Here is a 26,032-nt window from a genome sequence, read left to right as displayed (position 1 = left end):
GGCAAACTTGAGGGTGTCGCGATATTAGGAGCAAGTACGAACTTTGCGCCGCCCAAAGCGGACCGTGCAGCACGCCGTTTCACTTTCGCGATTGGTAAGCACACCACCGTCATAACCCTCCGGCAGGCGGGAGAGTTCTTCAATATTGTCCATCCCGGTCGAGAAATCCCCGCCATGATAGGGTCCAACAACAAACACGATGCTGCCAACTGAATTCACTCGATCCAGAAAGCGGTTAGGCCAGCCCCAAAGCCATCGGGCCACGTTGGGTGCAGCGGTCTCGCGGGCTACGCCCTTAGATGTCCGGATGGAGGTCGCGAACAAGGCTTACCGTTTCCAGCAGCGCAGCGAGATGCAGGACCGTCGCCAACCACTTGACACCAATTGCACTCCGATCGGCAGTCCGTCCGGCCGGTGCCGAACCTGATCGACAGTCTGGAAGGCCCGTCACGTTGAGCGGCACGGTGGCGCCTTGGATCTGCACGGCGGGTACTGATCTGCCGTTGACGATTTCCGACAGCCCATGCGCGTGTGCGGGATAGGCAGCACGGGGCAGAGCAAGGCATCGTAGCGCTGGAAATATTCGGCAAGGCCGTCCCTCAGCCGCTCTGCGGCCTGCTCCGCATGGATAAAGTCGTCCATGGACGTATCGGGCGTCGCAAGCATACCCTTGGAAATCTTGTACATTTCGTTTTCATGACCCCATGTCGTCTCTGCGAACGCCGGCTTCATTTCCATCATGTGCAAGGCATTGAAGATATCGAGGGCATTGTCCCGCTCGAGCGCCGGAATGCGCACAGGCTCCACGATGACGCCGGCGCCCTGAAGCGCTTCAGCCGCCGCCTGCACGATCGCCTCGGATCGCCGATTTTAACTTGCGTTTCGCATGAATCTCAAACTGAGGCTTGCAAAGAAGCCGCTGCGAAAGCGGCTCCTCTGTCCGCGGCATTATTTCGCCGGGGTTTCCGGCGCTGCCGGGGCTGTCTTTTCTGCCTCCGCTTTGCTTGCTTTCATTGGATCGGCCACACCGTCGGTGAAATTCGCCGATCTGTCAAAGGCAGGCGCGGCGCTCAGCTGATCCTTGGTGGTGTTTAAGACGAGCCAGCTATTGCCATCGCTGCGGACGGAAAGCTTGAGCTGGCTGGCCGCAACAGCGACATCCTTTTGACCGACGCCAAGGAAGCCCCCGACCCCGATCACCGCGGCCTGAACCATCCCGTCGGGCCCGATGACGAGATCATTGAGCCTGCCTATGGATTCGGCAGTATCACTGTCTCCGTTGTACACGGATTTGCCGAGAAAACCGGCAGCCAGAATCTGGCCCTCCGAGGCTTTTGTCATGGCGCTGGCCTCGGGTGTGGCCGGCGCCGCGCCTGGCGCAGGCTTGAACAATTCTTTGTTGGTTACCGTGAGCGGTGCAGGAGTTTCCGCCGGTGCGGGCGCCGTCGTTTGGCTCAGCGCGGGGCCGGACATCAGAACCACACAGGCGGTGAGCGTGATAAGGTTCCTGATCATTGTGTTTCCTCCTTCTGTTAGTGAAAATTTTCAGCAATTGCCCGAAAATTCCACCTTACAAGTGAACAGAGAAGGACGCTGGAGGTTCCATTGACTCCGTTGCGCCATGCGCTTTGGTTCGGAAATGCACCCTGGATAAGGACCTCAGTCATCAGCGCGTCGCTTGTTGTGGCCGCTTTCCTGATTGAGTCCGCGAATTTCCACTTTTGGCGCCATCGGCTCCAAGGTCAGGCTGATTTCGATGCCCGAAGCGATCACCGCGCGTCTTTCCGCGGCTCAAGCGCGAACCTTTGTCTCGCCCACCACCGCGGCGCGACACCTTGCTTTTCGAGCGCTGATCGGACTCGGCCGGCGGCTTGTTAACTACGAGCCAGCGGGGCCCTGGCATTTTTGTGCGAGACGTCTTGGGCCCCTATGGCGAATGCTGGCTGGTGGCACATTGCAGTTCATAAGATTGGCGGGTTAGAACGTAAGACCATGGATTCTGGCGCGCCTGCGGCCGTCTTGACCGATGACACGCGTGAGTATGCCGCACATCTCACCCTACTCGATAAGAGCCCATTTTCCCTCAGTTTCTATTGTAGCCTAAAGGTATACAATCCTTATGACAGCGCAGTTTTATGGATCAGGAATCGAACCACGCTCCTGCTATTTGATGAAGGCTGGCGCGTGAATTATCGACTCTTATATGGGCCGTATGCGTGATCGCGATGTCACTGTCATAGGCACAAGGCGATACCAGCAGTGCGATGCCGATCAGGCATTTGATGGCAAACTGCATAACGAGATTCCTTCCGATTGCCCATTGGATATGGCACAAGCGAAACGACATTCCTCATGTATCCCCCATGTGTCCCAACCCATCGAATTTGCATATTGACGTAGCATTCGACGCTCCGAATACATTTTCGTACAAATAATTCCATCAGAGACTGAGGGTTGATCCGATCGCGCTCGTCACAGGGCTTCCATGAATTCAATTCTCGTGTGTAGCTTGCTCACGCAAGGTTGTCGTGTCTAGATGGCGCACGCGTGGGACGATTGGAGAGAGGGAAAATGAATCTCGGAAGTGTACTTTTTGGCTCGTGTGCGGCCATCATTTCGGCCTCTGCCGCAGCCGCAGCTGATGCCATTGTTGTCGCCGAACCAGAACCAGTCGAATATGTTCGCGTCTGTGACGCCTATGGCGCAGGGTTCTTTTACATCCCCGGAACCGAAACATGCCTGAAGATCATGGGGTATGTACGCTACGATATCAGAGCCGGCGACAATTCCTATACGGGTGCCGAACGCGATACTTGGTCCAAACGCTCACGCGCAACGCTTCGCTTTGATGCACGCTCTGACACAGAGTTGGGGACGCTCCGTTCCTACATCGAAACGCAAATCCAGTATACCAATGGTGACACGGTCTCGTACCTCCCCCATGCATACATTGAACTCGGGGGTTTTCGCATAGGTGCTACGGATTCCCAATTCTCCTCGTGGACAAACTTTGCCGGCGATTTGATCAATGACGATGTCATTGGGTATGGTCCGTATTCTGATGCCCCCACCAACCAGGTCAACTACACATTCAACGGTGGCAATGGCTTTTCCGGAATGATCGGTCTGGAGCAGGGCAGCGACGGCGACTTCGGCTATTCCGATGAAGAGCTCGAGAAGAATTACGTTATCGATGACTACATACCCGATATTGTTGGCGGCCTGAAGCTGGAACAGGGGTGGGGTTCGATTTCCGCGGTGGCCGGGTATGACGCGTTGGACGAGACCTGGGCCGGCAAGGTTCGCGTTGACGTCGAATTCACCGAAAAAATTTCCGGATTTCTGATGGGTGGCTATCAATCCGATTGGGACAGCGCGATTGGCGTGAACAGCTACTATGCCAATTGGGAGGGCGACTATGCACTTTGGGCCGGTCTGTCGGCAAAGGTGTCGGACAAGGCCACATTGAATGGCCAGGTCGCTTATGAGGAATACGGCAATATCTCCGCCTCATTAAATGTGAGATACAAGGCCATTCCCGGTTTCGATATTACTCCGGAGATCACCTATACCAGCTATGACGATGACCGTGGCGATCCCATAGAGGGCAGACTGCGACTGCAGCGCAACTTCTAGAGATTCAATATGCAATTGCGTGCACATACAATCTGGAAGGGTGTTGACGGACGTCGGCATCAATGACTTCCTCATGAAGGCGTCGGCTTACCCACGCGCTAGCCTGCCAGCTCATAGCTTCGCGGGATTTGGGTTGCTGGTCTTCGTCTTCGTCATGCTCGGCCTTCTGGAAATAGAGGCCTTCGGCAAGCGCTTTCGCCCCCTGCCCTTCAACCAGGGGGCATGAAAAGCTCGATGCCAATCGAGATATGGATTTCGCAATTTGACCATGCGTGCGAAATAGCAATGCACATGTCTATTAAGAACGGTGCCAAGGAGGGGTATATCAGCTCAAGGCGGCGGCCATTCGTCCTTTGCCGGACTGATTGGAGAGCCTTGGCAGCGGATGAACGGGATTCTGCCGACGGTGTCAAAGCGTGGGAGTCAGTTAAATCTCGTCCCGAGTGCTTTGCTTCGTAGAAGCCGAGTTTTCGATCCAACTCTCGAGAGGAGGCCCGAGGCGACAACATCGATATGCCGCCTCAGGTCCGATTGCCGTTGGATCAACCCTGATCGATTGGCAACGCGACGAACCTTGATTGGTCCTTGGACTGCACCTGGAGGAGTACGGCCTTGCGACCCGACTTGGCTGCATCTGCAAAGGCGGTCTCGATTTCCTCGCCCTGCGGGGGCCCGGAGAAAATACAAGAACAGCTGAGCAGTCTTGCCGGGCTCAATGTTGGCGGTGAGATCTTTCATGAAGGCATCCGTGATTCCGACATCGGTCAATGCCCGGCCCGACGCACCCGAAGCGGCACCCACTGCCGCCCCGATCAGCGGATTGAGAAAGAGAATGCCGATTAGCAAGCCCCAGAAGCTGCGCCTGCCGCGGTCGTGTTGACCATCTGGTTGAGCTTGATCTTGCCCGTATCCGTTTTTGTGGCGATGACGACATCGCCGAGAGTCACCAAGTATTCTTTCTACAGTTCAAAAAGGCGCTGGCGCACCTCCTCCGCCTTTTCTTCGGTGGGATATACGATTGCAATCAGGTCATACATAGTTCCTCCTTTTGCCAAGTTTTGTGCTTGCATTGGGTCGACGGTCAACATGGCGCGATGTAGATCGTGCCATCACTGCGCCGATAGCGGCAGTGATTTCTGTCCTGGCTTGGCGTCGACGCGGTTCCGACAACGGCCCCCAACAGCGCGCCGGCGGCCGCGCCGCCTACGGTAGCTCGCGTGCTGCGGCCGATCGCCTGCCCAGCCACAGCACCCACTCCGCCACCTATCAAAGCGCCTGTTCCGGCCCGCCGGTCCTGTTCGTTCGTTGCGCAACCGGAAATTGACATCGTCACGACAGTGATGGCAACTGCGATGTTAAAAGCCCTCATGCCATAGCTCCCTCTTCAAATTCTGTAATTCAAAACAGGCCGGGTTCCGTCGCCCCCGCATTTGATGCTCAGGTCGACGATAGATTGCGAGGATCACCAGCTTGATAGCTCGCACTTCTCGCCTAAGGATTGCCCGCAGCGTCAGCCCAGTCATTTCTGGGGTGCAGAAGCCACTGAAGCGTTACCAACATACTATAGCGCCACTGCGCCGCCCCAGTGATCGGCTGAGAATCCCAACAATAAGCCGAGCATCCCAATCTTTGGCAAACATACCAAAATCGGTTGAGATAAGCCCGTTCGTGGCTGTGACGTACTGTACCAGCTGTTCTGTTCGTGCGACCTGCATCCAATCGGGAACAAGGTGCCGATCTCCCTAATGAATTCGGGAAGTGCAACCAGCCCGCCTCCCTGAATGAAGCCGGAAAACTCTAGCTTCCGCTGGTCCAGAGTATGGGGGGCGGTTCAAAACCGGCGAGGCTCTCTTATGTTCGTTTGCAAGCTCTTTAGTCACGACTCTTTCCTTTCCGGCTTTGACGACGAAAGCACATGCGCGAAGCTGTTGAACAAAGGAGGAGGCAGGGCGTTTAGACGACGGCTGGCATACTCTTATGCGCGGGTTGGGTACCGCATTTCCGTGTGTTCGTCTGGGGCTGCCTCTGTCTAATCTCGGACTTGGAATTTATCCGCCACATAGAGCCTGCGAGGGTTCCCCACCGGAGCCCTGCCTCCATCTTTGTCCAACAGCAGATGATTTTAAATTTTGGGTTAAGCGTCTCTCTTCAAGCTGACCATCGGCATTTAGCCTTTAGCTGTGGGAGCGACCTCCTGTCCAATCGCCCATAGGAATGCTGCCATTTCTCGGGCAATGGCGGTGACAGCGACGACCTTCGGCTTGCCTGCCGCCATCAGTTTTCGATAGCGCGCGCAAAGCCGCACCTGGGCTTTCCAGGCAATCTCGCGAACCGTTCTTGGCAGGTCATCCAGCCGCGCCTGGATCTTCGGGCTCACGCGAGCCGGGAAGCGATATGTCCAGGCCGCTTCAACGAGTACCCTTCGAGCCCTTGTGTTGCCGGCCTTGGTGATCCCAGCGCGCTTGACCCTTTCGCCCGTTGAGCGTTCCGACGGCACAAGACCAAGATAGGCCATCAACTGACGGGGATTATCGAAACGCCTGACATCGCCGATCTCGACCACAAAGGTGACCGCAGTCATGAACGCGACGCCGCGCATCGCTTGATAGGCTGCCACAACCGGTGCCATCGACCAGGATGCTGCGGTCTCCACCACCAGCTTGGTCAGCCGATCCAGACGCACGCCGGCATCCTCGATGGCCTGGCAATATTCTGCCAACAGAATTTGGTGGGCGGGATGATCGAAGGCCTGGCATGCCAGCCATCTTGTATGGGCGCGCGTCCAAGGCGTGCGGCCAGTATAGATCCGGCCGTGGCGCAGGAGAAAAGATTGGAGTTGTTGGCGTGCCTGCTTCAGCGCATCGTTGGCAGCCTCGCGAGCCCGCACCAGGTCGCGGATCGCCTCATGGCCTTCGTCCGGAACCCAGACAGAGGTCAGTTCGCCCGCCCGGTGCAGGCGCGCCAGACTTACGGCATCCCGGCGGTTTGTCTTCACCCGGTCGCCCGCACGCTTGGGCACCAGGGACGGCGCCACGACCACACAATCGTGCCCCAATTCAACAATCTGCCGGTAAAGACCGTAACCGGTCGGGCCGGCCTCGTAGCAAAAGTGAAGCTTGGCCCCGCGTCGGGAAAGCTTGTCGACCATCGACGCCACCGACGCCGGCTCCGAAGAGATGTCGCCGAAAAACCGCACCTCGCCGTTGCGCACCCCGTCCGCAACCGCAACTGAAATCTTCAGCTTCGACGTATCCAAGCCGATGAAAATTACGCTATTCTCTTTCATGGTTCGCCCTCGCTAAGCGTGGGGCTCGGCTTCGGCCTATCCAGAGCAACCCCCGAATTCAGCTTACTGCGGGGGCGGGCCACCTTCACCCCGAGAACATACGGTCTAATCGTTGCCGGACGAAGGTTCGGTGGCAGGTCATGTCGCCTGAAATTTCTACAATCACAGCATCGATGGTGAGCAGTACTTGACGACATTCTAAATTCCAGAGAGCCTGCTGTGCGTGACAACAGGGGTGGTCAGCATGTCCCACCTTGCGTCTTCACAACGCCTCGTGCCGGGGGATTCTGAATCCCTCCTTCGCTACCGATCAAACGCACTGGCCCAATCCGGGCCGGTGCGCTTCTAGCGCGCCGAGTTGCGCTTGTTGCATGATTAGCGTGATAGCGTCCGGTTTGCGCCATGTGTGGACATGACGCCTTACATATACACTAAAAGGGAGCACCTAAATCAGTTCTTCTCGGGCGGAACGTCTTCGCAAAGATAGTCGTGGGTACGTGTAGTGGGATATTCGCCAGACGATATGGATAGCCACCATTGTCGTTCGAAAGTCTGGACGATTGTTAACGGAACCGCCACGCGCGCTCCCCTTGCGACAAACTGAACTGTCTGGCGTCCGTCATAAGAGACAACGATAAAAACATGCTGAAGCTCCAGAGTTATCGGCTTAGGTAGTGTCCTTCCCGGCAAAAAGCTGCCGGAAGCCGAGCCAGTTCCGCCTTTATTCTCAGGAGTAATTTGAAGATCGATTGTGGGCACAGGTCGCCCTGCTCGCTTCGATTGCTCAATGATACCGACACTAACGGCAAACCCACTTCCGGGGGTGTGGACATTGCCCCGGAAAGTTTGATCAAGCCTGCAGACGAAGTGCCGGGGTGTTTCTTGAATGCTCTGAAGCTCAGCTCGGTCGACAGCGACTGCTGGTACGGCATACGTTATGAAGGCGAAGCTGACGAGGGCGCGAAGCATCATGTGTGCATCGTAAGTACACTCACTTAACACACGGTGAAATCTTGAGAATTTCTATTGGCTGTGGATACCCTTAAATACTTGCATTGGGCCAACAGCCGGCTTGGCCACTTCCGTCTCCGCATCAGTCCGAACGGTCGAATGGCGTGGCTGTCTGGAGCTTAATCTCCGCATAGCGAGGGTCCGCATCGGGCCATCAGGGGCAGGTGCTCGTGCTTTTCGCGACCGCCTGGCAATCGATTAGGCCCCGAATTTTCCGATGCTGAAGACGCCGATTTCGGCACGATTTCGCATTGGGGGGGAATGTTCGAAACGCACCTTCGCTACCGATCAAGCGCACTGGCCCACTTATGGGCCGGTGCGCTTCTAGCTGAGTTCCTTTCGCTTGCCGCAATCGATTAGCGTGATGGGGACCGATTTGCGCGAGTTGCGGTCATATAAGAACTAGTGTCTCGATCGTCCGCGAAGGTACCCAATCGCAAACATCACGCTGATCTGGGCGCACTTCAAGGCACCGTAGAGAAGCGCGAGGATGATCGGATAAAAGAGGATCGGATGATCAGCGGCGTTCAATGCGGAAAGTCTGCCGGGAAATTCTCCTCGGATCAGACACACGACAAAGAAGCCCAAGATTATCGGGCCGATCAAGGTCATGCCGATAATCGCAGCCCAAGTCCGAAACTTATCCATCATACAGGCCTGCTGCTCTTGTTGATTTGGACACCCATGCGCAGTGTAAAGACCTGCCAATCTCTCCAAGTCACTGGATCGTAGCGCCCATCGACTTCTGACAGGTAAATGGAAAGGGTACAATTGCACAGATTGGAAGGCCGTTTTGGGCCGTCAGCGGGCCGCTCCCGTTTTCCGTCTGGCAATCGATTAGGCCCGGAATTTTCCGATGCTTATGATTTCCTGCTGATCGCGAATTCGCATATTCCTCGTTGGGGGGAACGTTCGAAACGAGCCTTCGCTACCGATCAAGCGCACAAGCCCGTATTGGGCCGGTGCGCCAATTGCGAACGTTGCACCTTTCGCCAAACGGACTGGCGATCAGGCGAACGCACACCCAAAGCCGCTAAAATTAGCAGCTTTGTAATAACGCTCTCGCAATCGGAATGCTGTATTTCAACGCAATGATATCTCGTTGCGCGGTCCCACTGATTTTACCTGTTTGCCTCATGCTCGGTGCCGTTCTTGCAGCGTGCTCGCCATCGCCAAAGCATCACTCAATCGAATTCCTCGCGTCCGATGCTCATGTGGTCGTCGGAGATGTGCCGCTGATCGTGCCATTTGTCGCTTTGACGGGTCTGATAACTGATAAGCCATCCTTTTCATTCAATAAGCGGAAAGATCATCAAGCGGCGAAAGAACGCTTGGAAGCATTTCGCAAAGCGGCAAGCAGTCAGGAAACTGCACCGTCAGTTGATCAACTGGAAATTACGATGAGTACATTCGGATCGACGGGGGTCGACCTCGTCGAGGGAAGGAATTTGTGCCCTCTTGAGCCGCCAATGGTCGAAGTCCGTTTGTGATGATCCATGGGCTCCGCTTCAGCAAGCCTTGCCGATCCAGAATAATCGTTTCTTTCTCGTCGACGACAGGAAATTGGAAGTGTTCAAAAACCATTGGACTGTCGGCGGCGAACGCGTCTCGGATCAACTTCATCAAATGCGCCTAAAGGTCGGGGAAGCATCGGTGGTCTGTGATGCTAAAAGCTCCTCAGACACAACGTTCTGCACTGCAGCCATATCAATCAATCAGCACCTGGCTGCCGTGTGGACGGTTTGGGATAGCTCCGGGGAGACACATGCCCGCCAGGCTGAACGTGAAGGAAAAGGCATCACAGCATTCGTCATCGACGCGTTGGGGCCCATCGAGAACTTTCCCGCATTGTTGTCCGCCGCTTGCGAACTGAAGAACCCGACAGCCCCTCCCGGCCCGCGCGAGAACTTATGTTCCGAGCCGACGATTTCACATCCTTAGCGTATGGGGGCCAAGAAAGATTGGATTTAATGATCAAGTTCATCGAGGCTGTTATCGGCAGACGTATTCGACGTTTCCTTGAAACTTGTGCTTCTTCTGAAGAATGATTTGTCTGCGGTCATGCAATAAATTTTCCAACGCTTATGATTTCTTGCTGATCACGATTTCGAACATGCGCGCTTGGGGGGGGAACGTTCGAAACGGGCCTTCGCTACCGATCAAGCGCACTGGCCGTTGGGCCGGTGCGCTTCCTGCGCTCTACTAACTCCATCATTCGAGAGCGCCCCGCCTTCGTTGCACAAATAGTCTTCTTGAAACGGCCACCCGTAGTGTGTCACAGAGCTTTCGATGGGGATCGCGATTGAAAGTGCGGTGTATCGTTTGATGAGTGCTCCAAAAGAAGAAATAATTGCTCGGCCGTTCCGCAAACCGGTCATAGTCATAATGGGCGTCTTGTGGGTGTTTGGCTTATTGCCTGTACTCATTAAAATGTTCGGTTTTGACTTCCTGCCATCGATCGAATGGACGTCTAAGACAAACCTTGCTGGTGTTGCCGCCGGGCTTGTTTCTGGGGCATTCCTGCTCTGGCTTGTTCTAAAAGGCATACATGCGGTGCCTTACGGCGAACTAAAGAAGGTTTGCAGCGTCTTGGCCGCTCCGTTTATGGGGTATGTCCTGGGAAAGCACGTTGTAGTCATTGCCTATCCTATGATGCTTGCAATGATCGCAGGTCATCAGGTCGGGCACACATTTACCGTGGTACACGCCGATCGCTACGGAACCAGACAGTGCCACTTCCCACTTATATTCCAAGGACTACCGTTCCTTTTCGACAGAGTTTGCGGTGTCCCAAACGATTTCAGGCAAAGCCTCACACCCGGAAAACGCGTCGTTGTCATTGGTCGTGGCACCAGTTTGGGTGTCTTTGCCGAAAGTCTGGATCGGATCGATTGAGTTGATCAATCTGCCATAAGCAGCACATGAACGACTATCGACTTGATTAGGCTTGGAATTTTCCGATGCTTATGATTTTTTGCGGATCGCGATTTCTTGGGGGGGGAACGTTCGAAACGAGCCTTCGCTACCGATCAAAGCGCACAAGCCGGTCAGCTTGTGCGCTTTTCCTTGTGCGTTCAATGATCATGCTGGTGATGTGCGTCGGGAAAGTGGGCGTGCGAATGAGTAATTGGCTCATGTTTGTGTTTATGGCGATGCTTCACACCCGGCATCACAGGGAAATAATGGCTGTGCTGATGGTGTACGTCGTGGACGTGTTCATGGTCATGCTCAATCGGCATGTGCGTGTGCGAATGGTCGTGCTGCTCGGTAAGATGCAGCCATATCCCGACCGCCATCAAAACGCCTGCGCATAGCAGGGGCAAGGTCACCGGCTCCCCCATGGCAACAGCAAGAATTGCACCGATGAACGGGGCAATCGAAAAATACGCGCCCGTGCGAGCAGTCCCAAGGTGCCTCAGTCCGATCACGAACAGCGCAAGACTTACGCCATAGGCGAAAAACCCAACTACCATTGCTCCGGCCGTGTTCAATACCGGGGGGAATACTGCATCAACAAGCATTGCGAGTGCGAGATTAACGCAACCTGCCACAAGCCCTTTAACGGATGCGATCCACGTAGCATCTGACAACGAGACTTTACGCGTAAGATTGTTATCAATGCCCCAAGCTAGGCACGCACCGAGGACCGCCAAAGCAGGCCACAATCCGGCGAACTTCGCTTCGCCGGGCCAACTGAGGATCATTGCTCCCGCAACAATTGCTACCATCCCGAAAGCGATCCGACGGTCAAAATTTTCTTTGAAAACGAACCACGCGAGAAGTGCGGTAAATACGCCTTCGGCATTCAACATTAGCGAAGCGCCCGAAGCAGGCATGCCGGTTAACCCAAACATCAGAAGAACCGGGCCAATCACTCCCCCGGATATCACAGCGCCGACAAACCATGGCAATTCGGCGCGAGAGAGCGCGGCGGCGGGCGATTGATTGACAAAACGATAGATCGTAAGGCCGACGCCCGAACCTAAATATAAAAGGGCGGCAAGCATCCACGGACTAACAGATGTAAGCAGTAGTTTTGCTAGCGGAGTTCCAGCACCAAATAGTGCTGCCGCGCCTAGCGCTGCAAACACTCCCGTTTGTGACAAGCTTTGTGGAAATCTCATTGATCAATCTCGTATTGCAGTGGCGGTTCAGGGTAGCAGTGTAGGAATTATGCTGCAAAGTTCGGTCACCCTGCTTAGTACCTGAGCAACCTAGCGGCGTCCGCTCCAGTGGCCACTCAGACCATCATAAGCCTTCGTTCGCGATTTCACGATCTAATCGGCTAGCTATCCTGCTCTCGCGATCGATCTGCTGCGCTACGAGCGCTTGAAGCCGCCACAGATTGCGGTCCCGAATGCCTTTTGCCTCGAGGTGCGTCACAGTGTTGAGTAGATATTCTGCCCCAGAACCCATGTGACCACATGCTTGAGCCAACACATCCGCAACAACTTCGAGAGAGAGATTTCCTGCGTAGAGCGGTGAAGCGCGGTTCATGACAAAGCCCAAGGCTGGGGTTGAGCCAGAGGTCGTCTCGACCGTGATCCAGCGCGGCGTGCTGTTAACAGGTTTGTACTTGAACTCGCGCCGAAACAGTTTCCCGAACTGTCCTTCCAGGTCATTCTTCGGTAGCTCGTACAGGATACCCCGGCACTGCCCTCCGCGGTCGAGAGCCATCATAAGGCCAGGCTGTTCGGGCGTCCCCCGGAAGCGGGTCATTCGAAAGCAAAAAGAACGATGCCAACCTCGAGCAACGCCCATTTGTTCGCCGACATGTTCGATCTCGGGTTTCCATATCAATGAACCATACGCGAAGAGAAGAGTTGGTGAACCCGGAGCGGGATGGGTCTTGATGATCCGCTTCACCCAAGCGTCATAGTCCGCATCGTTGTGAAGCTCCACACCAGGTTCTATGCCGCTATCGACGATCGCGCGTTGGACCCGTGCGACGTGGGCCGGGGTCAAGCTAAGTGATCTTGGTCTGTCCTGCATGGTTGAAGTCTCCGCACGGTACGAAAGATCACCGATTGAACACTTGAAAGCAAGGATCGGCGCGCCATCCGAGCCATTCGTATAGACCCGATATGGCACGACTGAGCACGGGCAACAAACGGAAAAATTCGGTTCCGATGACGACGCGCCGTGTGGGAATTTGCTTCTAAATGGAGTAGCGAAAGACCGCTACGGGCCATTAGCGCCGGTAGTCCAACTTTCCACGACCGCCTGACAATCGATCAGGCCCGGAATTTTCCGATGCTTATGATTTCCTGCGGATCGCGGTTTCGAACATGCGCCCTTGGGGGGATCGTTCGAAACGAGCCTTCCCCTACCATTCCTGTCAATACTTCCTACCAACTATTTTTGATGCGAGGACCAGTCTGTCGTTAGTCAGATCACGGCCAGCACCGTCATCGGTACTTTGCGTGCATTGCGTTTGTGTCTCCCGCCGCCCGAGCTGAACATCAACATCTCTCGGAAGTACGTCGCTTCCACCACCGATGATCCAGACTTGATCCCATCGGGAGTGTCCACGTCAACGGTCAATCGGTACCGAAAAATGTAAGTGGTTAAATGATCGGAAACCATCACCACACCGATGCATGTAACAAAAAGCAGGACCACAAAACCGAAAAATTGCTTCAATACGCGCCCTTGCTGCTCCTGGTCGATACGTTCCGGCGGAATGAGAGTTTCATAAATCTCTTCGATCTTCGCTTCCACGGTAAAAACCAGAAAGTTGGAAAAGTGTTAATGTGGCTGTCGTCATGGGCTGTTATTCCATGGATTAAGAAGACGAACGCCAGTTGACTCAAAATCCGCGATATTGGCCGCGCCACTGAACACTCTGTCATAAAGGTCGCGTTGTGACTCAAGCCAGAAAGCAGGAGCTGCGCGATGGGCCGATACGACCTGACAGATTTCGAGCCGACCTTGCCAAATGGGAGTCATCCAGACATGACAGCACCTCTCAAGCTCATCCCGCTCGCGACCACCGAGTGCACTTCGCTTCGATTCACTCCTGTCGATGCGGCTCGCCAAGCGTGTGCATTAGCCGGTTAGCCCAGCCGAAGATTGCCACCGCATGGATGAGATCGAGGATCTGGAGATTGTCCATGCCGATCTCGCGCAGATGGTAGAATTGATAGGTGCCGACCTTGTCGGGATGCGCCGTCAGATCGACGCCAAAATTGAATAGTGCCTGTTCGAACTCCGGCAGGTCCGCGTCGAGGCCGTTCTTGAAGACCTCTGCCACAACGTCCGGTCGCTTTTCGAGTTGGATGTAGCGGGCCGCGTGCACCGACGCGCAATATATGCAGCGGTTTACGAAAGAGGCTGCAAGTGCTCCGATCTCGCGACCGCCGCGCGAAAGACCGCCTTCGCTATACATGATGTCGTTGAAGAGCGGCGTGCGTTCGTTCAGCGTTTCCGGCTCGTTGGCAAGTACCAGCACGTAGTCTGAAATTTTCCTGTTGGACGGCGTAGTGTTCAGCGCCATCAGCTGCTCTGGCGTTGCCGCGTCCATGTCGACTGGCTTCACATAGGGCTTCCAATCGAGCGCCTCGACGGTGAATTCGTGTACGGCGTGCGACATGTCAGTTGTCCCTCAGCATCTTGAGGCCGGCCACGACCAGCACCTGATAGTTGACGAAGGCGATTAAGCCGGCGAGCGCAACGATATCCCGATCGTCGAGGCCAGCAGCCGCAAGATTGTCGATGTTGGTGCGGGTCGCATCCTTCGGAGAAAGCGTCACCAAGTCGACATGGGCGAGAATTGCGGCAAGGCGCGAATTAATCCCCGCGACCCCTGATGCCGGATCGGCGATCGCGCGGAATTCCGATCCGCCCTCTGCGCTGTCTAGAAGTGCGTGGTAGTGGGCGACAAGCTCCTGTGACTTCCACAGTGCAACCATGCGCGCGGCCAATGCGGCTCTCAGCGGGTAGGAGAAGTTGCGCGGCTCGGCAGGGCAAAGTGCGGCCTGATAGCTCGTCTGCGTCAGGTGCTTCAGCTTCGTTCGTTGCTCCCGCAGGGCCTTGAGGTCCGCGAAGCGGTCGAAGCCGAGAACAGTGTCGATCACGTCGAAGTTGGAAGGAGCGCTCATGTTTATCCTCAATCTACTGAAAAAGTGTTCTGTCGAAGCTCAGGCCGTCTTCTGCACAAACTCCGGTTCGTCGGCATCCGTCCATTCGGTTCCATCGAGTTCCGGTTTCTCATAGGCGAGCAACGCCTTCCAATGGTAGTCGATGTCGCGGATGAAGAGTGAGGCGGCGGCGCCCCGCGCCAGCCACAGCGCGCCCTCGCTGATCGCTGGGATGTCGCCGCTGACCTTGCCGACGCTCACCGATGCGGCGTAGTTGAAGCAATGGATGTCCTTTAACCAAGGTGCCGTGCCGCCGACCTTTTCGGTGAAGCAAAAGTCGTCATTAAGCCACGGGAATCGCCCGAGTTCGGGGTTTCGTTCGCCCGGCGGCGGCGTGTAGCGGTCTCCCCAGCAGGCAATCTTGTCCTGATAGGGGGCAAGTTCGTCCCGACTCGTGGGATCAATGCAAAAGCCGGTGCCGAGGATGACGAAATCGGTGCGGAAAATGCGGTCGTTGACTGTGGTGATGACTACCTCGCCGCCCTCCTCCTGCATTGAACGGATGCCGCAGTCGAAATGGAAATAGGCGTTCGGATGACGGCTGACGCGGAGCGTCGAATTGTGCGGAGCAGGCGTCTGCTGCTTGGCGGCATAATCCATCAGCCGCCAACGCCATTCCGGCGAAATTTGTGCGAAGCCGGCTGTTACGCCATAGGAGCCGATACCCATCAGCTTGTTGACCGTCGGCATCTCCTTGCGTCGGGCGAGAAGACGGACCTCGCCCGCGCCCTGCTCCAAGGCTTCCGCCGCATTGTCAACCGCCGAAGCACCGACGCCGATGACGACGACGCGCTTGCCCTTCAGCCGTTCGAAATCGATGTCGTCAGCCGAATGCGCCCAGGATTTCAGCCGCCTCATACCATCGACGAAATCCGGGATAGTGGGCTTGCCGAGCCCGTCGCGGCCGGTAGCCAGCACGAGCTTGCGGGTGAAAATCGGCGGTTCCGCGCCGTTTCCGATTTCGAGCTCCAGCAGACCGTCCGCGCGCGGCAGGATCCGGGTTACGTGGGTCTGGTTTTCGACGGGTATCGCCAGGATTTCGCGATACCATTTCAGATATTCCATCCACATCAGACGCGGTATGCGAAACAGTTCCTCCCATTCGGCCTCGCCGTAGAGCGCCGTGAACCAGGCGCGAAAGCTCAGTGAGGCAATGCCAAGCGCCGGGCCGAGCAGGTTTTTCGGCGAGCGCAGCGTTTCCATACGCGCGTAGTTGACCCATGGCCCCTCGAAACCTTTCGGCGCGCGGTCGACGATGCGCAGTTTGGTGATGCCAGCGCGCGTCAGCGCTTGCCAGGCCACAAGACCGCACATGCCGCTGCCGATAATAACGACATCGCTGACAGGCTGCCCTTCCGCTGTCGTTACGGGCATTGACCAGTTGGCCGGCGGGTAGTTCAGGTAGCTGAGATCTTGCTTCACCCGTGCATTCAAGTCAGCAAGCCGACGCTGCTGTTGGTTATTGATCATGATCCGTCTCCAGTTCAGCTCGTCAGCAGTACTGCGTCCCGTTCACGCCAGCCCACCCAGACCTCGTCGCCCCCAATATGCGAAAGCGCGACCGGGTCGAGTTGGGCGACGAGGCTCGTTCCATTTTCGAGGGTTACGGTGAGCGAGGTATGGGCGCCCTTGAAGACGCGATGGACAATGCGTCCCTTAAGTGCCAGCCGGCCATCGGGTTTTGCCGTCAGACAGTAGAGTGTCTCTGGCCGGAGAGCCAGGGTGGCCTGCGCGCCCGGCGTCGGCGTCGCACCATTCAGGTCGGCGTGCACGACATTCCCCCGCCAGTCAAAGGTTGCCACTGTGCCTACGACGGAAACGATTGTGCCGTCGAGCAAATTACTCTGGCCGATGAAATCGGCTACGAAGCGGCTATGCGGTCGGGCATAGAGGTCGGAGGGCTTACCGATCTGCTCGATCCTGCCCTTGTTCATAACCACGATGACGTCGGACATTGTCAGTGCCTCTTCTTGGTCGTGGGTAACAAAGATGAAGGTCTTTCCGGTCTTCTGCTGAATGGATTTGAGCTCAATCTGCATCTGCTGGCGCAGCTTTGCGTCGAGCGCCGAGAGCGGCTCGTCCAGCAACAGAACGTTCGGATCGAGTGCCAGTGCCCTCATCAGAGCCACACGCTGGCGCTGGCCGCCCGAAAGTTGCGCGGGCATCCGCTCCGCATAGTCCTGAAGCGCCACAAGCGAGAGCAGCTCGGTGACCCGCTCGTGGATCGCGCCCGACTCCATGCCCTTCAACTCCAGCCCGAAGGCGATGTTGCGTCCGACCGTCAGGTGCGGAAAAAGGGCATAGTCCTGAAAGACGATGTTGACGTTGCGCTTGTGCGGCGGCAGATGCGAGATCGGCTTGCCATCGAGGTAGATTTCCCCGGAAGTGAGATCCTCGAGATCCACCGAGCATGCGCAATGTTGTCGACTTTCCGCAGCCGGAGGGTCCAAGCAAAGTCACGAACTGGCCGGGCTCAATGGCGAGATCGAGATTTTCCACGGCGGGTAGCTCCCCGTAGAACTTGTTGACATTCTTGAAGTGGACAACAGGCTGCATTCGCGTCAGCTCCTGGAACGACGGGTGAAATATTCGGCGTAGAGGCCGACGACGGTAGTAACGACGAGCACGATCGTCGCCATGGCGTTGATTTCCGGCGACATGCCGCCCTGCACCTTTGCAAAGATCAACATGGGCAGCGTGGGTTGGTAGCCGCCGAGGAAGAAAGTGCGCACGAAGTCGTCGATACTGGTCAGTACGCAGAAAATCATTCCGCCCAGGAGAGCCGGCATCAGATAGGGGATTGTAACGCGCAGGAAGGCAACAAACGGATCGGCGCCGAGATCGCGGGCCGCATCCACCAAATTCGCAGGCATGGAGCGAAGACGTGTCAGTACCATGATTACCACGAAGGGCACCGCATGGACCGTATGCGACAAGATGATTGCGAAAGTGCCTGTCGGAATGTCCACCGTGCGGATGAAGATGCGCATTGAAATTGCATTGATCAGCCCCGGCACGACAGCGGGCAGGCAAGCGAGTGCGAAGATAGCGGCCTTGCCCCAGATGTTTTCCGCCGAGACGAGGAGTGCGATCCAGACCCCGATGATCGTGGCGCAGATGGTGGTCGCAAGGGCAATGCCGATGGAATAGAGCGACGCTGCCAGGAACTGCTTGTCATGCAGCACCTTGCCATACCAGTCGAGCGTCCAGTTGCCGATCGGGAAGGCGATGAAATTGGCTTCCTTGAAGCTCATCGCCATCATGAGCGCCAGGGGGAGCACGAGATAGATTGAAAAGAGCCAGTAGGATGCGCCGAGCGCTGTTCTGGGCAAGTCATTAAAATAGGTTCTCATCGGACCTTCCTCACATCAGCCGAATGGAACGACCGCCGACGACGCGCATGAACAGGCCAACGGTGGTGAGCGACACGACGAGCATGATCATTGAGAAGGCGGCCCCCTCAGGCCACTTGTCGTTCGAGCCATGGAACAGCATGGCGATAACTTCCGGAAAGATGACTGCATTCGGGCCACCGAGCAGCAAGGGTGCAGCAAAGACACCGACGGCGGTCAGATAGACAAGGCTGCAACCCGAAACGATGCCGTCCTTGGAAAGCGGCAGGATGACCCGACGGAAGCGTTGAAAAGGGCCGGCGCCGAGATCGGCCGCGGCATGGATCAGCGGCGTCGGAATCTTCTCGATGGCCGAATAGAGCGGCAGCAGCATGTAGAGCGCCAGGAGATAAACAACGCCGAAACTCAGGGAGAAGGAAGTGTAAAGCATGGGTATCGGTCGCTCGATAAAGCCCAACTCCCGAAGCAGCACGTTCACAGCGCCACGATTGGCGAGCAGCATGATGATCGAGAAGGTGCGGATGAGTTCCCCAGCCCAGAACGGGATGAGCAACAGTAGCAGGGCGCGCATGCGGTTCTTCGGCCGGACTACCTTGGCGACATAGTAGGCGACCGGATAGACAATCACCAGCGTCGAGAGGGTGACTACGCCGGCGAAGATCAGGCTGCGGATGAATGGCACGAAATAAAGCCTGTCGGAAAAGAACAGCGCATAATTGGCAAGGGTATAGTCGCTGCTTTTTCCCGGCTGCGGCGGATAATTGGCGATGAAACTGATGTTGGTCATCTGGACGATTGGCCCGATATGCAGCATGGCCAGCCAAATAAGCGGCACACCTGCAAGCGCGGCGAGCCTGATCCAGCGGCTGTCCGCCAGGCGTCCAATCGTATTGCGGTAGAGGCCCGAGCCCACTGCCCTGCCGATCCATCCGGCATAGCGGGGCGACGCCAGCGAGGCGACGGCTCGGGATTGCGTCGTTGTGTCCACCATTGTGGTAGTTCCCAGTCAATCATTCTTGGTGAGCGACCGGCCGAACAGCCGGCCGCTTTGCGTCCGGGTCTTCAGGCCGTCTTGATTTCGGCAGTGGCCTTGTCGATCATCTCGTTTTTCATGGCGCGGTTAACCGAGCTGAAGAACTGGACGCGCTCGACCTGTTCCGGCGGCAGCGCCATGGCGGCGCGCTCCTTGTCGTCGAGTACCTTGTCGACACCATCGAATGCCGACGCGAAGCCGGACTGACGCGTCATCGCCGCGCCGATCTCCGGCGAGGAGAGGATGGCGTCGAGGAAGGCATAGGCAGCATCGGCATTCGGGGCGTTGTTGACGACGTTGAACGAGTAGAGAAATCCGTAAGTGCCTTCCTTCGGAACCGAGATCTCGATGGGATGGCCATCCATGATAAGCTTGGCAGCGGGGCCCGACCACGTCTGTGCGAGGTAAATATCCTCATTGACGAACATCTGCTGCACTTCGGACGCCGCGTCGTAGTATTTGCGCACCTTGTCTTTATGCCTGATCATAAAATCGCGGGCTTTGTCGGTGGCAACCTGGGCAACGTCCGCCTTATTTTCGTAGGTCACGTAGTCGCCATCACTGCCCTGATATCGCATGACGATGGAGAGGAAGTCAGAGACAATGTAGGAGGTCAGGTTCTTGTATTCGTCATCAAACATGATCTCCCAACTGTCGGAGGCCTTGGTATATTCCGTGTTGCGGGCAAGTCCCTCGAAGCCGGCGAGCAGCGGCAGGCCATAGGTTTTGCCGTCGATCGTAAGCTGCGGGGCTCCCTTGTATGCGGGCGCGAGCTTGCCCCAGTTTTTCAGTCGGGCGGTGTCGAGCGGCGCGAGCAGGTTAGACCCCATGAACTGCGACAGGCGGTGACCGGTTACGGTCACGATGTCGGTAGTGGGCGCCGCGCCTTCGGCTGTGAGCAGATTGTACTGCTTGCCCTGATCGTCGGTCAGCCGGACGCGGATCTCGATACCGCTGTCCTTCTGAAACTGGTCAATAAATGACTGCGGCACGAACTTGTCGTAGGTGGTGATATTAACAACCTTGCTTTGGGCCAGAGCAGGACGGATGATTGCAGGCGCAGCAACAAGGACGCTTGTACCGGCGGCCAGCAGCTTTAACGTCGAGCGACGATTTACGGTAATGTCTTTCATGTCATTCTCCTCTTTTATTTTGGCAGGCTCATATTTCGTTCTCGGGCGCTTTCGTCACGCGGCCGCCCGCGGAAATATCCGGCTGCCCAGCGCTGCGAGCAGTTTTCCCGGCGATCCTGTCTGCGATGCGCGCCATTTGACGCGGATCGTGACTGACGAAATCCGGCATCCGCTCGCAGGCAATGCGCACGATGCGCTCGATCAGCTCATGCGCGCAGGCCGATAGTGGACGGGCGGCGGCAGAAAAGATCGCCCAGAGGAAGGGAATATTGACATCCAGCGGGCGGATCGCGACCGGCGCCGATTGCAGGCCAAAGGCCGTCGCCGGCTCGATGATCGCTACACCCAGACCGGTCGACGCTATCCGCACGGCATTCATGGCCGCATTGGTTGCTATCACGCGCTTGGGCCGCACTTTTGCGGCTTCCAGTGCCAGGTCGACGCGATGGCGCAGACGAAACGGATTGGCCATGGTCACCAGCGTACGATCGGCGATATCGGCGATTGAAATGACCGCTTGAGCGGCGAGTGGATCGTGCGGAGCGACTGCGGCTACGCACCGCCCCTCAAAGAAGCCCTGCACCTCAAGACCCGGTTGATCGGCAGGCAGCGATGTCACGCAGAAATCCGCAGTTCGGGCAAGGACCGACTGCACGGCCGCCCCCGCCGGCATGCTGCGAAGATGGATTACGTGCGGCAGACGGTCTTCCGGCAATTCCGCGAGCGCGAGCGGAATGATACCGCTGGCGAATGCCGGCGTTGCAGCAAGCTCGATCGGTACAGGCTCCCTCGCGGCAATCGCTTTCGCCCGATCCCGCAAATGGCCAATCCCGGTGACGAAACGCTCGGCATCGTCATGAAATGCGATACCTTGGTCGGTTGGGGCGATCCTGGGGCCATTCCGCTCGAACAGCGGAAAGCCGAGCGAGGTTTCCAGATCCTGTATAAGACGCGTGACCTGGGACTGGGAACGATCAAGCAGACGGGCGGCGCCGGTTATACTACCGGTCGACATGACTGCCAGAAACGTTTCCAGGTCGCGAACTTCCATACGGTACCATGCATTCCTTGCATTATGACAGCCATATAGTGCATAAAACGCATTCTGTGCGCTAGTGACAAAACATAAGTTTTCTTTGTCGTTCTCGTAGAAAAGTATTCAGGCGGGGGTGCGTCAGTGGGAAAAATTGTGCCGGTATGGCGGCCGATACTTGGGTATAAAATGCTGGGAATTGTATAGCGCAAGGCAAACGAGGCGAGGAAAGGAAAGCAGATCGATGCGGATTGGTATTCTCGGTGCGGGCGCAATCGCCTTCGGTATGGCGGCATTCCTTGCCAAAGCCGGTCACAAGCCGGTTCTGTGGTCGCCGTCCGGCGCACGTGTCCGAAAGCTCGCCGCGGGCGCTTTGCTTACCGCAACGGGCGCGGTCGAGTTTTCCGACCGGGTTCAAGTCGCCCACAATTGCGCCGAAGCAGTCTCCGGGACCGATGTGATCATCATTGCCCTGCCCGCTAACGGTCATCGCCTGGTCTTTGATTCCGCTCTGCCCCACCTCAAATCCGGCCAGCCCGTGATCATTAGTTCCCACAGCTCCTTCGGTGCGCTCTATTTGTCGAAGCGGCTGGCAGAGCGCGGCGTACGCCTGCCCATCATTGTCTGGGGCACGACCCTTTTGACCGGCCGCCAGCAATTGGATGGCGTTAGCGTTTCGGTCAATACAATCCGTCAAAAGATCGACGTCGCGACCCTGCCAAAATCCACGGGGGCCGAGGGCACGGCCATTTGCACCGAACTCTTCGGCGACCGTTTCGTCGAACGCGATGGGATTCTCGCCATCGCACTATCGAACCTCAACCCGCAGAACCATCTTGGTATCGCGCTTCTCAACTTGACCCGAATGGAGAAGGGTGAAACATGGGAACAGGGCGAACACGTCACCCCCGCCGTGGGCAACTTGATTGAGGCGCTTGACCTTGAACGGCTCCGGATAGCCGAGGGCTTCGGACTTTCCGTCCGTACCGTGCAGGAACATTTTTCGCTCTCTTTCCACGTGCCGATGGGCACTGTTTCGGAAATGAATCAGCAGATGCACCGCGAGGGCCGCGGCGGCTTCGGCCCCGCGACCGCTGACAGCAGATATATCTACGAGGACGTGCCCTTCGGACTCGTACCGACCAGCCTTCTTGGCCGCATTGTCGGCCGGCCTGCGCTGCTGCACGAGGCCGGCGCCAGCCTGCTTTCGGCGGCGGTGGGCCGCAATCTTGTCGCCGACAACGACCTGTTGCCGGATCTGGCACTCGACAAGCTTTCGGCGACAGCCCTCACGAAACTCTGCGAAGAGTGACCCACCGCGTAAAAAGGGCGCCGCTGACATTGCGAGCGATGCAGGGACCACCGCGGCTGCGCGTTTGTCTACAGCGCGACGAAGTTGCACCGTGGAGATTACGTTTAGCGTTGAGCGCGGAAGGACAAAGAGGCGGTTTCGGGCCAGAAGCAGCCCCAGCTTCAAATCTCGAGCGTTGACCCGTTTGCGTGCTACTTTCGACCGACTGCCATTTCTGCTCTCACCGTGGGGTCGCGATCGAGAAACTCCGGTTCGACCGTGGCACCCACCGCATCGAAATAGCGGCTCATGAAGCTGCGGAACGAAGCGGCCAAAGCAATGTCGGCTATGTTGACGTCGGTGAAGCCTACGTCCCGCAGCCGCTGAATATCAGCTTCTGTTATCTGCGATGCGTCGCGGCTGATCTGTTCCGCATAGGCAAGCATCTCGACCTGCTGATCGCTAAGCCCGGCCTTTCGGTAGTCCCTTCGAACCGCTAGCGCCTGCTCCCTGCCGAGCATCCCAGAAAGGCTGCGGAAGTATACGTGAGAGCAGTAGCTTGAAGGGACATGCTGGGCCGCAACGAAGGTAATCAGTCTAAAGTTCAGCCCCCCGAGTGAAAAGCCGTCTCGTATCTGATGCAGCAGGTTCTCAATTGGAACGATGACATCGGGGCGCGCGGACCAACATTGCGTCGCCTGCATCACACGGCCCATTGATTTTTTCTCGGCATCGTAAAGCGATGCGATTTCGCCCGTTGCCTCGTCGGGTTCGATCGTTTTGATGAACATGAAGACCTCCAATGCGGTTGTAAGCTCGCGAGAATAACAAGCACTGGCAACAAAGCGAGATCTTTCGATGGACACCTTGCCGTCAACTCGGCAATCACTGCCCGTGTTCATGTCCGGTGTGCCGATACATGACCGCGTGCTTCATGAACTCGTCGCTCGCGCGATCCGCGCATGGTGGAATTTGAAGAAATCGCCATCCTCGTGGCCTACCTCGCCAGTCCGCGTTCATCGGCCGCCAATGGCGCAGCCCTGCGTGGCGAAGGCGGCCTCGTCAACACCATTGCCTGAGAGAAATCGTCAATGTCCCAATCTCCCCTTACCATCATCAGGCCGGTCGCCAGAGCGACGCCGGCGAACGCACCCGTCATCCACAAGACTTGATGCAGGTGGATGCGGTCCTTGCGAAAGATAACTGTTTATACTCGGCCGATCGGTTTGCCTCAGCGTGATGCTATATCGACCGATATGAGATTCGACGACCCTTCTGTCCTCCGCAGAATTGCGAAGCGCATTCCAAAACGCGCGGGATTGGCGACATGGTCCTCGATTATCCCGCGGCTCGGTGATTCCTAGCAACGAGCCTGGATAGCCTTTCCTTACATGTTCGTCCATTCGCAGGCCGAACGTTGTACCCACGCAGACAAGCTTGGCGTTATGAACAACGCCACCGTGTGTGCGGACAAGAAGGCCACGCTGCTCGAGCAAGTCCAAATCCCGGCGGATTGTATCGCGCGATACATCGAACAGCGCCACGAGTTCGGCAATCGTGACTTGTCCATGCTCCTGAATAAGTTCGATCAAGCGGTTCTGACACATGGCTGCCAATGCGTTGCTGTTCGTCTCAGGATCGCCTTGGGAATGGTTACGGGAATCACTGTATGCCATGGCAAATAGTTTACAGCTTTGGCTTGATAACGCCACCACCAGGCGTTCCCGCTGGCGTTTGCGGTCATGATGTCCAGGAAGGGAAGTGCGCTATTGTTGCGCTATAATTCAGCATCTGTGATGGCGAGAACATGCGCAAATTCGGTATTCTACTGCATGGCTTGAGCAACATGATCAAGGACACCCGTGATGCGCAACATGGAGACCAGGCTCTCTTTCGAACCATCCATCGAGAACATCGGGGGCTGTTTACGCGATGACCCGGCGAGGCCAAGCATTCGTTTCGAGATGCTAATTAGGGCTGTCGCTCTGAGCCTATGGTTTTGTCGCCACAGACGTGGTGTGCGGCTTAAGCAGGGTGACAAAAAGCAGGCCAACAACGATGAGCGCCGCGCCTTTGAAATGATAGGATTGCAGGTGCTCGCCAAGGAAAAAATAGGCGAGTATGGCGACAAAGATTGTCTGGAGATAGAGGAGCATGCCCGCCCGCGCTGCACCGAGCGCTTCGACGCTCCAATTGAAAAGATAGTACATCAGCGCTCCGCCGGGGATCGCTACATAGGCCAGCGCGATGAGCCCGCTGCCATCGAGCGCCGAGCGTTCGTCTAAAGCAAGCTCCCAGAGATAGAAGGGCAGTGCAGTCAGCGCTGCAGCGCCGAGCAGCACTACCAGGAGCGGAAGACGCTCCAGCTCGAATTTCGCGCGGCGGAGCAAAACAGCATAGAGACCGAAGCAGACGGCGCCGGCGACGACCCACAGTTCACCGGAATTCACGTCGAGACGCATCAACGCCGTCGGGCTGCCCTTGATAAGGATGACGACGATCCCGAGGAAGGCAATGACCGATCCAATCACCTGCCAGGTTCCCATCGGCTCGCCCAGGATGAAACGGGCGAGGATCATGGTGATGATCGGGATCAGGGCCACGATGATGCCGGCCGTGGTGGCGTCGGCATATTCAAGCCCGATGAACACCATGCCCTGACAGATCGCGAGCCCGATGCCGCCGACGAGGAACAGTTCGAGGGGCCGTGCCCGCACCAGCGCGGCAATAGAACCGAAATGGCCGCGCACGAGCGGCAGCAGGATTGCCCAGGCGATCAGCACGCGCCAGAAGCAGAGTGCCCACGGCGGCATCTCGGAAGAGACCCATTTTGCGGCGATATAGACGCCGGCCGACAGCAGCCAGCAGAGCACCGCCACGGAATAGCCGACTGCAACCGAACTGCCCGCCGCCTGTTCCGTCCTGACCGCGCCACTGTCAACTGCCAAGACATGTATCGCCATTATTCTGTTATGCCATAGTTCCAGCAACCTGCACAGATGATGGCCAGCACGCCCATCGCCCTCTAATCATTGCTTTGCCAGCGTCACCGGCGTGATTGGCGTTGGTTCCAGGCGTCTCGTGTCGTTACTTTGCTGAGATGGCCGAGCACCGGCC

26 protein-coding genes and 4 pseudogenes are annotated in these 26,032 nt (G+C 56.8%); 7 read left to right on the top strand and 23 right to left on the bottom strand.

What is annotated here, in order from left to right; all coding sequences use genetic code 11:
- Positions 1-24: 24 nt before the first annotated feature.
- From N8E89_RS22420 to N8E89_RS22405, 4 genes and pseudogenes are all read right to left on the bottom strand, one after another.
- Positions 25-324 (bottom strand): hypothetical protein, encoded by a 300-nt coding sequence (locus N8E89_RS22420; protein WP_262263372.1) that lies wholly within the window; start codon positions 322-324, stop codon positions 25-27.
- Positions 296-855: pseudogene (locus tag N8E89_RS22415) on the bottom strand (amidase family protein); the annotation flags it as partial. The gene N8E89_RS22420 and the pseudogene N8E89_RS22415, both read right to left, overlap by 29 nt.
- Positions 856-948: 93 nt before the next feature.
- Positions 949-1,515, bottom strand: a complete 567-nt coding sequence (locus tag N8E89_RS22410; RefSeq protein WP_262262019.1) for a PRC-barrel domain-containing protein — start codon at positions 1,513-1,515, stop codon at positions 949-951.
- Between the two features lie 625 nt (positions 1,516-2,140).
- Positions 2,141-2,296, bottom strand: coding sequence for a hypothetical protein (locus N8E89_RS22405; protein ID WP_262262017.1), 156 nt, complete (start codon positions 2,294-2,296; stop codon positions 2,141-2,143).
- A 275-nt stretch (positions 2,297-2,571) separates the two neighbouring features.
- On the opposite strand from N8E89_RS22405, the gene N8E89_RS22400 reads away from it, so the two are divergent.
- Both N8E89_RS22400 and N8E89_RS22395 read left to right on the top strand, forming a co-directional pair.
- On the top strand, positions 2,572-3,636 hold the full coding sequence (locus N8E89_RS22400; RefSeq protein WP_262262016.1) for a porin: 1,065 nt from the start codon (positions 2,572-2,574) through the stop codon (positions 3,634-3,636).
- A 43-nt stretch (positions 3,637-3,679) separates the two neighbouring features.
- Entirely contained in the window at positions 3,680-3,862 is a 183-nt protein-coding gene (locus N8E89_RS22395; RefSeq protein WP_262262013.1) for a hypothetical protein, read from the top strand.
- A 458-nt stretch (positions 3,863-4,320) separates the two neighbouring features.
- On the opposite strand, the pseudogene N8E89_RS22390 reads toward N8E89_RS22395, so the two are convergent.
- The 5 genes and pseudogenes from N8E89_RS22390 to N8E89_RS22370 all read right to left on the bottom strand — a co-directional run.
- Positions 4,321-4,673: pseudogene (locus N8E89_RS22390) on the bottom strand (DUF1269 domain-containing protein); the annotation flags it as partial.
- 44 nt (positions 4,674-4,717) lie between these two features.
- Positions 4,718-5,005, bottom strand: coding sequence for a YMGG-like glycine zipper-containing protein (locus tag N8E89_RS22385; RefSeq protein WP_262262012.1), 288 nt, complete (start codon positions 5,003-5,005; stop codon positions 4,718-4,720).
- 798 nt (positions 5,006-5,803) lie between these two features.
- Positions 5,804-6,922 carry an IS110 family RNA-guided transposase gene (locus tag N8E89_RS22380; RefSeq protein ID WP_262260933.1) on the bottom strand — a complete coding sequence of 373 codons (1,119 nt, stop codon included), beginning with the start codon at positions 6,920-6,922 and terminating at the stop codon, positions 5,804-5,806.
- Between the two features lie 450 nt (positions 6,923-7,372).
- Positions 7,373-7,894: a hypothetical protein gene (locus N8E89_RS22375; protein WP_262262011.1), complete on the bottom strand. Its 522-nt coding sequence runs from the start codon at positions 7,892-7,894 to the stop codon at positions 7,373-7,375.
- 441 nt (positions 7,895-8,335) lie between these two features.
- Positions 8,336-8,584: a hypothetical protein gene (locus tag N8E89_RS22370; protein WP_262262010.1), complete on the bottom strand. Its 249-nt coding sequence runs from the start codon at positions 8,582-8,584 to the stop codon at positions 8,336-8,338.
- A 422-nt stretch (positions 8,585-9,006) separates the two neighbouring features.
- Between N8E89_RS22370 and N8E89_RS22365 the strand changes: the two genes are divergently transcribed.
- From N8E89_RS22365 to N8E89_RS22355, 3 genes are all read left to right on the top strand, one after another.
- Positions 9,007-9,423, top strand: coding sequence for a hypothetical protein (locus N8E89_RS22365; RefSeq protein ID WP_262262008.1), 417 nt, complete (start codon positions 9,007-9,009; stop codon positions 9,421-9,423).
- Positions 9,392-9,874, top strand: coding sequence for a hypothetical protein (locus tag N8E89_RS22360; RefSeq protein WP_262262006.1), 483 nt, complete (start codon positions 9,392-9,394; stop codon positions 9,872-9,874). The genes N8E89_RS22365 and N8E89_RS22360 overlap by 32 nt, the downstream gene beginning before the upstream one ends.
- A 348-nt stretch (positions 9,875-10,222) precedes the next feature.
- Complete coding sequence (locus N8E89_RS22355) at positions 10,223-10,828, top strand: hypothetical protein (RefSeq protein WP_262263271.1); 606 nt, start codon at positions 10,223-10,225, stop codon at positions 10,826-10,828.
- 179 nt (positions 10,829-11,007) lie between these two features.
- Here N8E89_RS22355 and N8E89_RS22350 read toward each other — a convergent pair whose 3' ends face one another.
- The 11 genes and pseudogenes from N8E89_RS22350 to N8E89_RS22300 all read right to left on the bottom strand — a co-directional run bounded on the left by N8E89_RS22350 (position 11,008) and on the right by N8E89_RS22300 (position 21,642).
- Positions 11,008-12,057, bottom strand: coding sequence for a DMT family transporter (locus N8E89_RS22350; protein WP_262263270.1), 1,050 nt, complete (start codon positions 12,055-12,057; stop codon positions 11,008-11,010).
- 124 nt (positions 12,058-12,181) lie between these two features.
- Entirely contained in the window at positions 12,182-12,925 is a 744-nt protein-coding gene (locus N8E89_RS22345) for a gamma-glutamylcyclotransferase (protein ID WP_262263269.1), read from the bottom strand.
- Positions 12,926-13,321: 396 nt separating this feature from the next.
- Positions 13,322-13,654, bottom strand: a complete 333-nt coding sequence (locus N8E89_RS22340; protein WP_262263268.1) for a hypothetical protein — start codon at positions 13,652-13,654, stop codon at positions 13,322-13,324.
- Between the two features lie 292 nt (positions 13,655-13,946).
- A complete protein-coding gene (locus N8E89_RS22335; protein ID WP_262263267.1) occupies positions 13,947-14,525 on the bottom strand; it encodes a peroxidase-related enzyme in 579 nt (192 codons plus the stop codon).
- A 1-nt stretch (position 14,526) separates the two neighbouring features.
- Entirely contained in the window at positions 14,527-15,033 is a 507-nt protein-coding gene (locus N8E89_RS22330) for a CMD domain-containing protein (RefSeq protein ID WP_262263266.1), read from the bottom strand.
- A 39-nt stretch (positions 15,034-15,072) separates the two neighbouring features.
- Entirely contained in the window at positions 15,073-16,542 is a 1,470-nt protein-coding gene (locus tag N8E89_RS22325) for an NAD(P)-binding domain-containing protein (RefSeq protein ID WP_410010453.1), read from the bottom strand.
- Positions 16,543-16,556: 14 nt separating this feature from the next.
- Positions 16,557-17,628: pseudogene (locus N8E89_RS22320) on the bottom strand (ABC transporter ATP-binding protein).
- 5 nt (positions 17,629-17,633) lie between these two features.
- Positions 17,634-18,425 carry an ABC transporter permease gene (locus N8E89_RS22315; RefSeq protein WP_262263265.1) on the bottom strand — a complete coding sequence of 264 codons (792 nt, stop codon included), beginning with the start codon at positions 18,423-18,425 and terminating at the stop codon, positions 17,634-17,636.
- A 10-nt stretch (positions 18,426-18,435) separates the two neighbouring features.
- A complete protein-coding gene (locus tag N8E89_RS22310) occupies positions 18,436-19,416 on the bottom strand; it encodes an ABC transporter permease (RefSeq protein ID WP_262263264.1) in 981 nt (326 codons plus the stop codon).
- 71 nt (positions 19,417-19,487) lie between these two features.
- A complete protein-coding gene (locus tag N8E89_RS22305; protein ID WP_262263263.1) occupies positions 19,488-20,591 on the bottom strand; it encodes an extracellular solute-binding protein in 1,104 nt (367 codons plus the stop codon).
- A 28-nt stretch (positions 20,592-20,619) separates the two neighbouring features.
- A complete protein-coding gene (locus tag N8E89_RS22300) occupies positions 20,620-21,642 on the bottom strand; it encodes a LysR family transcriptional regulator (protein WP_262263262.1) in 1,023 nt (340 codons plus the stop codon).
- A gap of 226 nt (positions 21,643-21,868) precedes the next feature.
- On the opposite strand from N8E89_RS22300, the gene N8E89_RS22295 reads away from it, so the two are divergent.
- A complete protein-coding gene (locus tag N8E89_RS22295) occupies positions 21,869-22,936 on the top strand; it encodes an NAD/NADP-dependent octopine/nopaline dehydrogenase family protein (protein WP_262263261.1) in 1,068 nt (355 codons plus the stop codon).
- Positions 22,937-23,127: 191 nt separating this feature from the next.
- Here N8E89_RS22295 and N8E89_RS22290 read toward each other — a convergent pair whose 3' ends face one another.
- Positions 23,128-23,706 (bottom strand): carboxymuconolactone decarboxylase family protein, encoded by a 579-nt coding sequence (locus tag N8E89_RS22290; protein WP_262263260.1) that lies wholly within the window; start codon positions 23,704-23,706, stop codon positions 23,128-23,130.
- 168 nt (positions 23,707-23,874) lie between these two features.
- Here N8E89_RS22290 and N8E89_RS22285 point away from each other — a divergent pair.
- Positions 23,875-23,994, top strand: a pseudogene (locus N8E89_RS22285) (oxidoreductase); the annotation flags it as partial.
- Between the two features lie 9 nt (positions 23,995-24,003).
- Here N8E89_RS22285 and N8E89_RS22280 read toward each other — a convergent pair.
- Both N8E89_RS22280 and N8E89_RS22275 read right to left on the bottom strand, forming a co-directional pair.
- Positions 24,004-24,522: a DUF977 family protein gene (locus N8E89_RS22280; protein WP_262263293.1), complete on the bottom strand. Its 519-nt coding sequence runs from the start codon at positions 24,520-24,522 to the stop codon at positions 24,004-24,006.
- Between the two features lie 384 nt (positions 24,523-24,906).
- Positions 24,907-25,878, bottom strand: coding sequence for a DMT family transporter (locus N8E89_RS22275; protein WP_262263259.1), 972 nt, complete (start codon positions 25,876-25,878; stop codon positions 24,907-24,909).
- Positions 25,879-26,032 lie beyond the last annotated feature (154 nt).

This window comes from Phyllobacterium sp. A18/5-2, from assembly GCF_025452215.1.
Classification (GTDB): Bacteria; Pseudomonadota; Alphaproteobacteria; order Rhizobiales; family Rhizobiaceae; genus Phyllobacterium; species Phyllobacterium sophorae.
The sequence above is the reverse complement of the archived record's forward strand: the minus strand, read 5'-3'. Positions and strand labels throughout refer to the sequence as shown.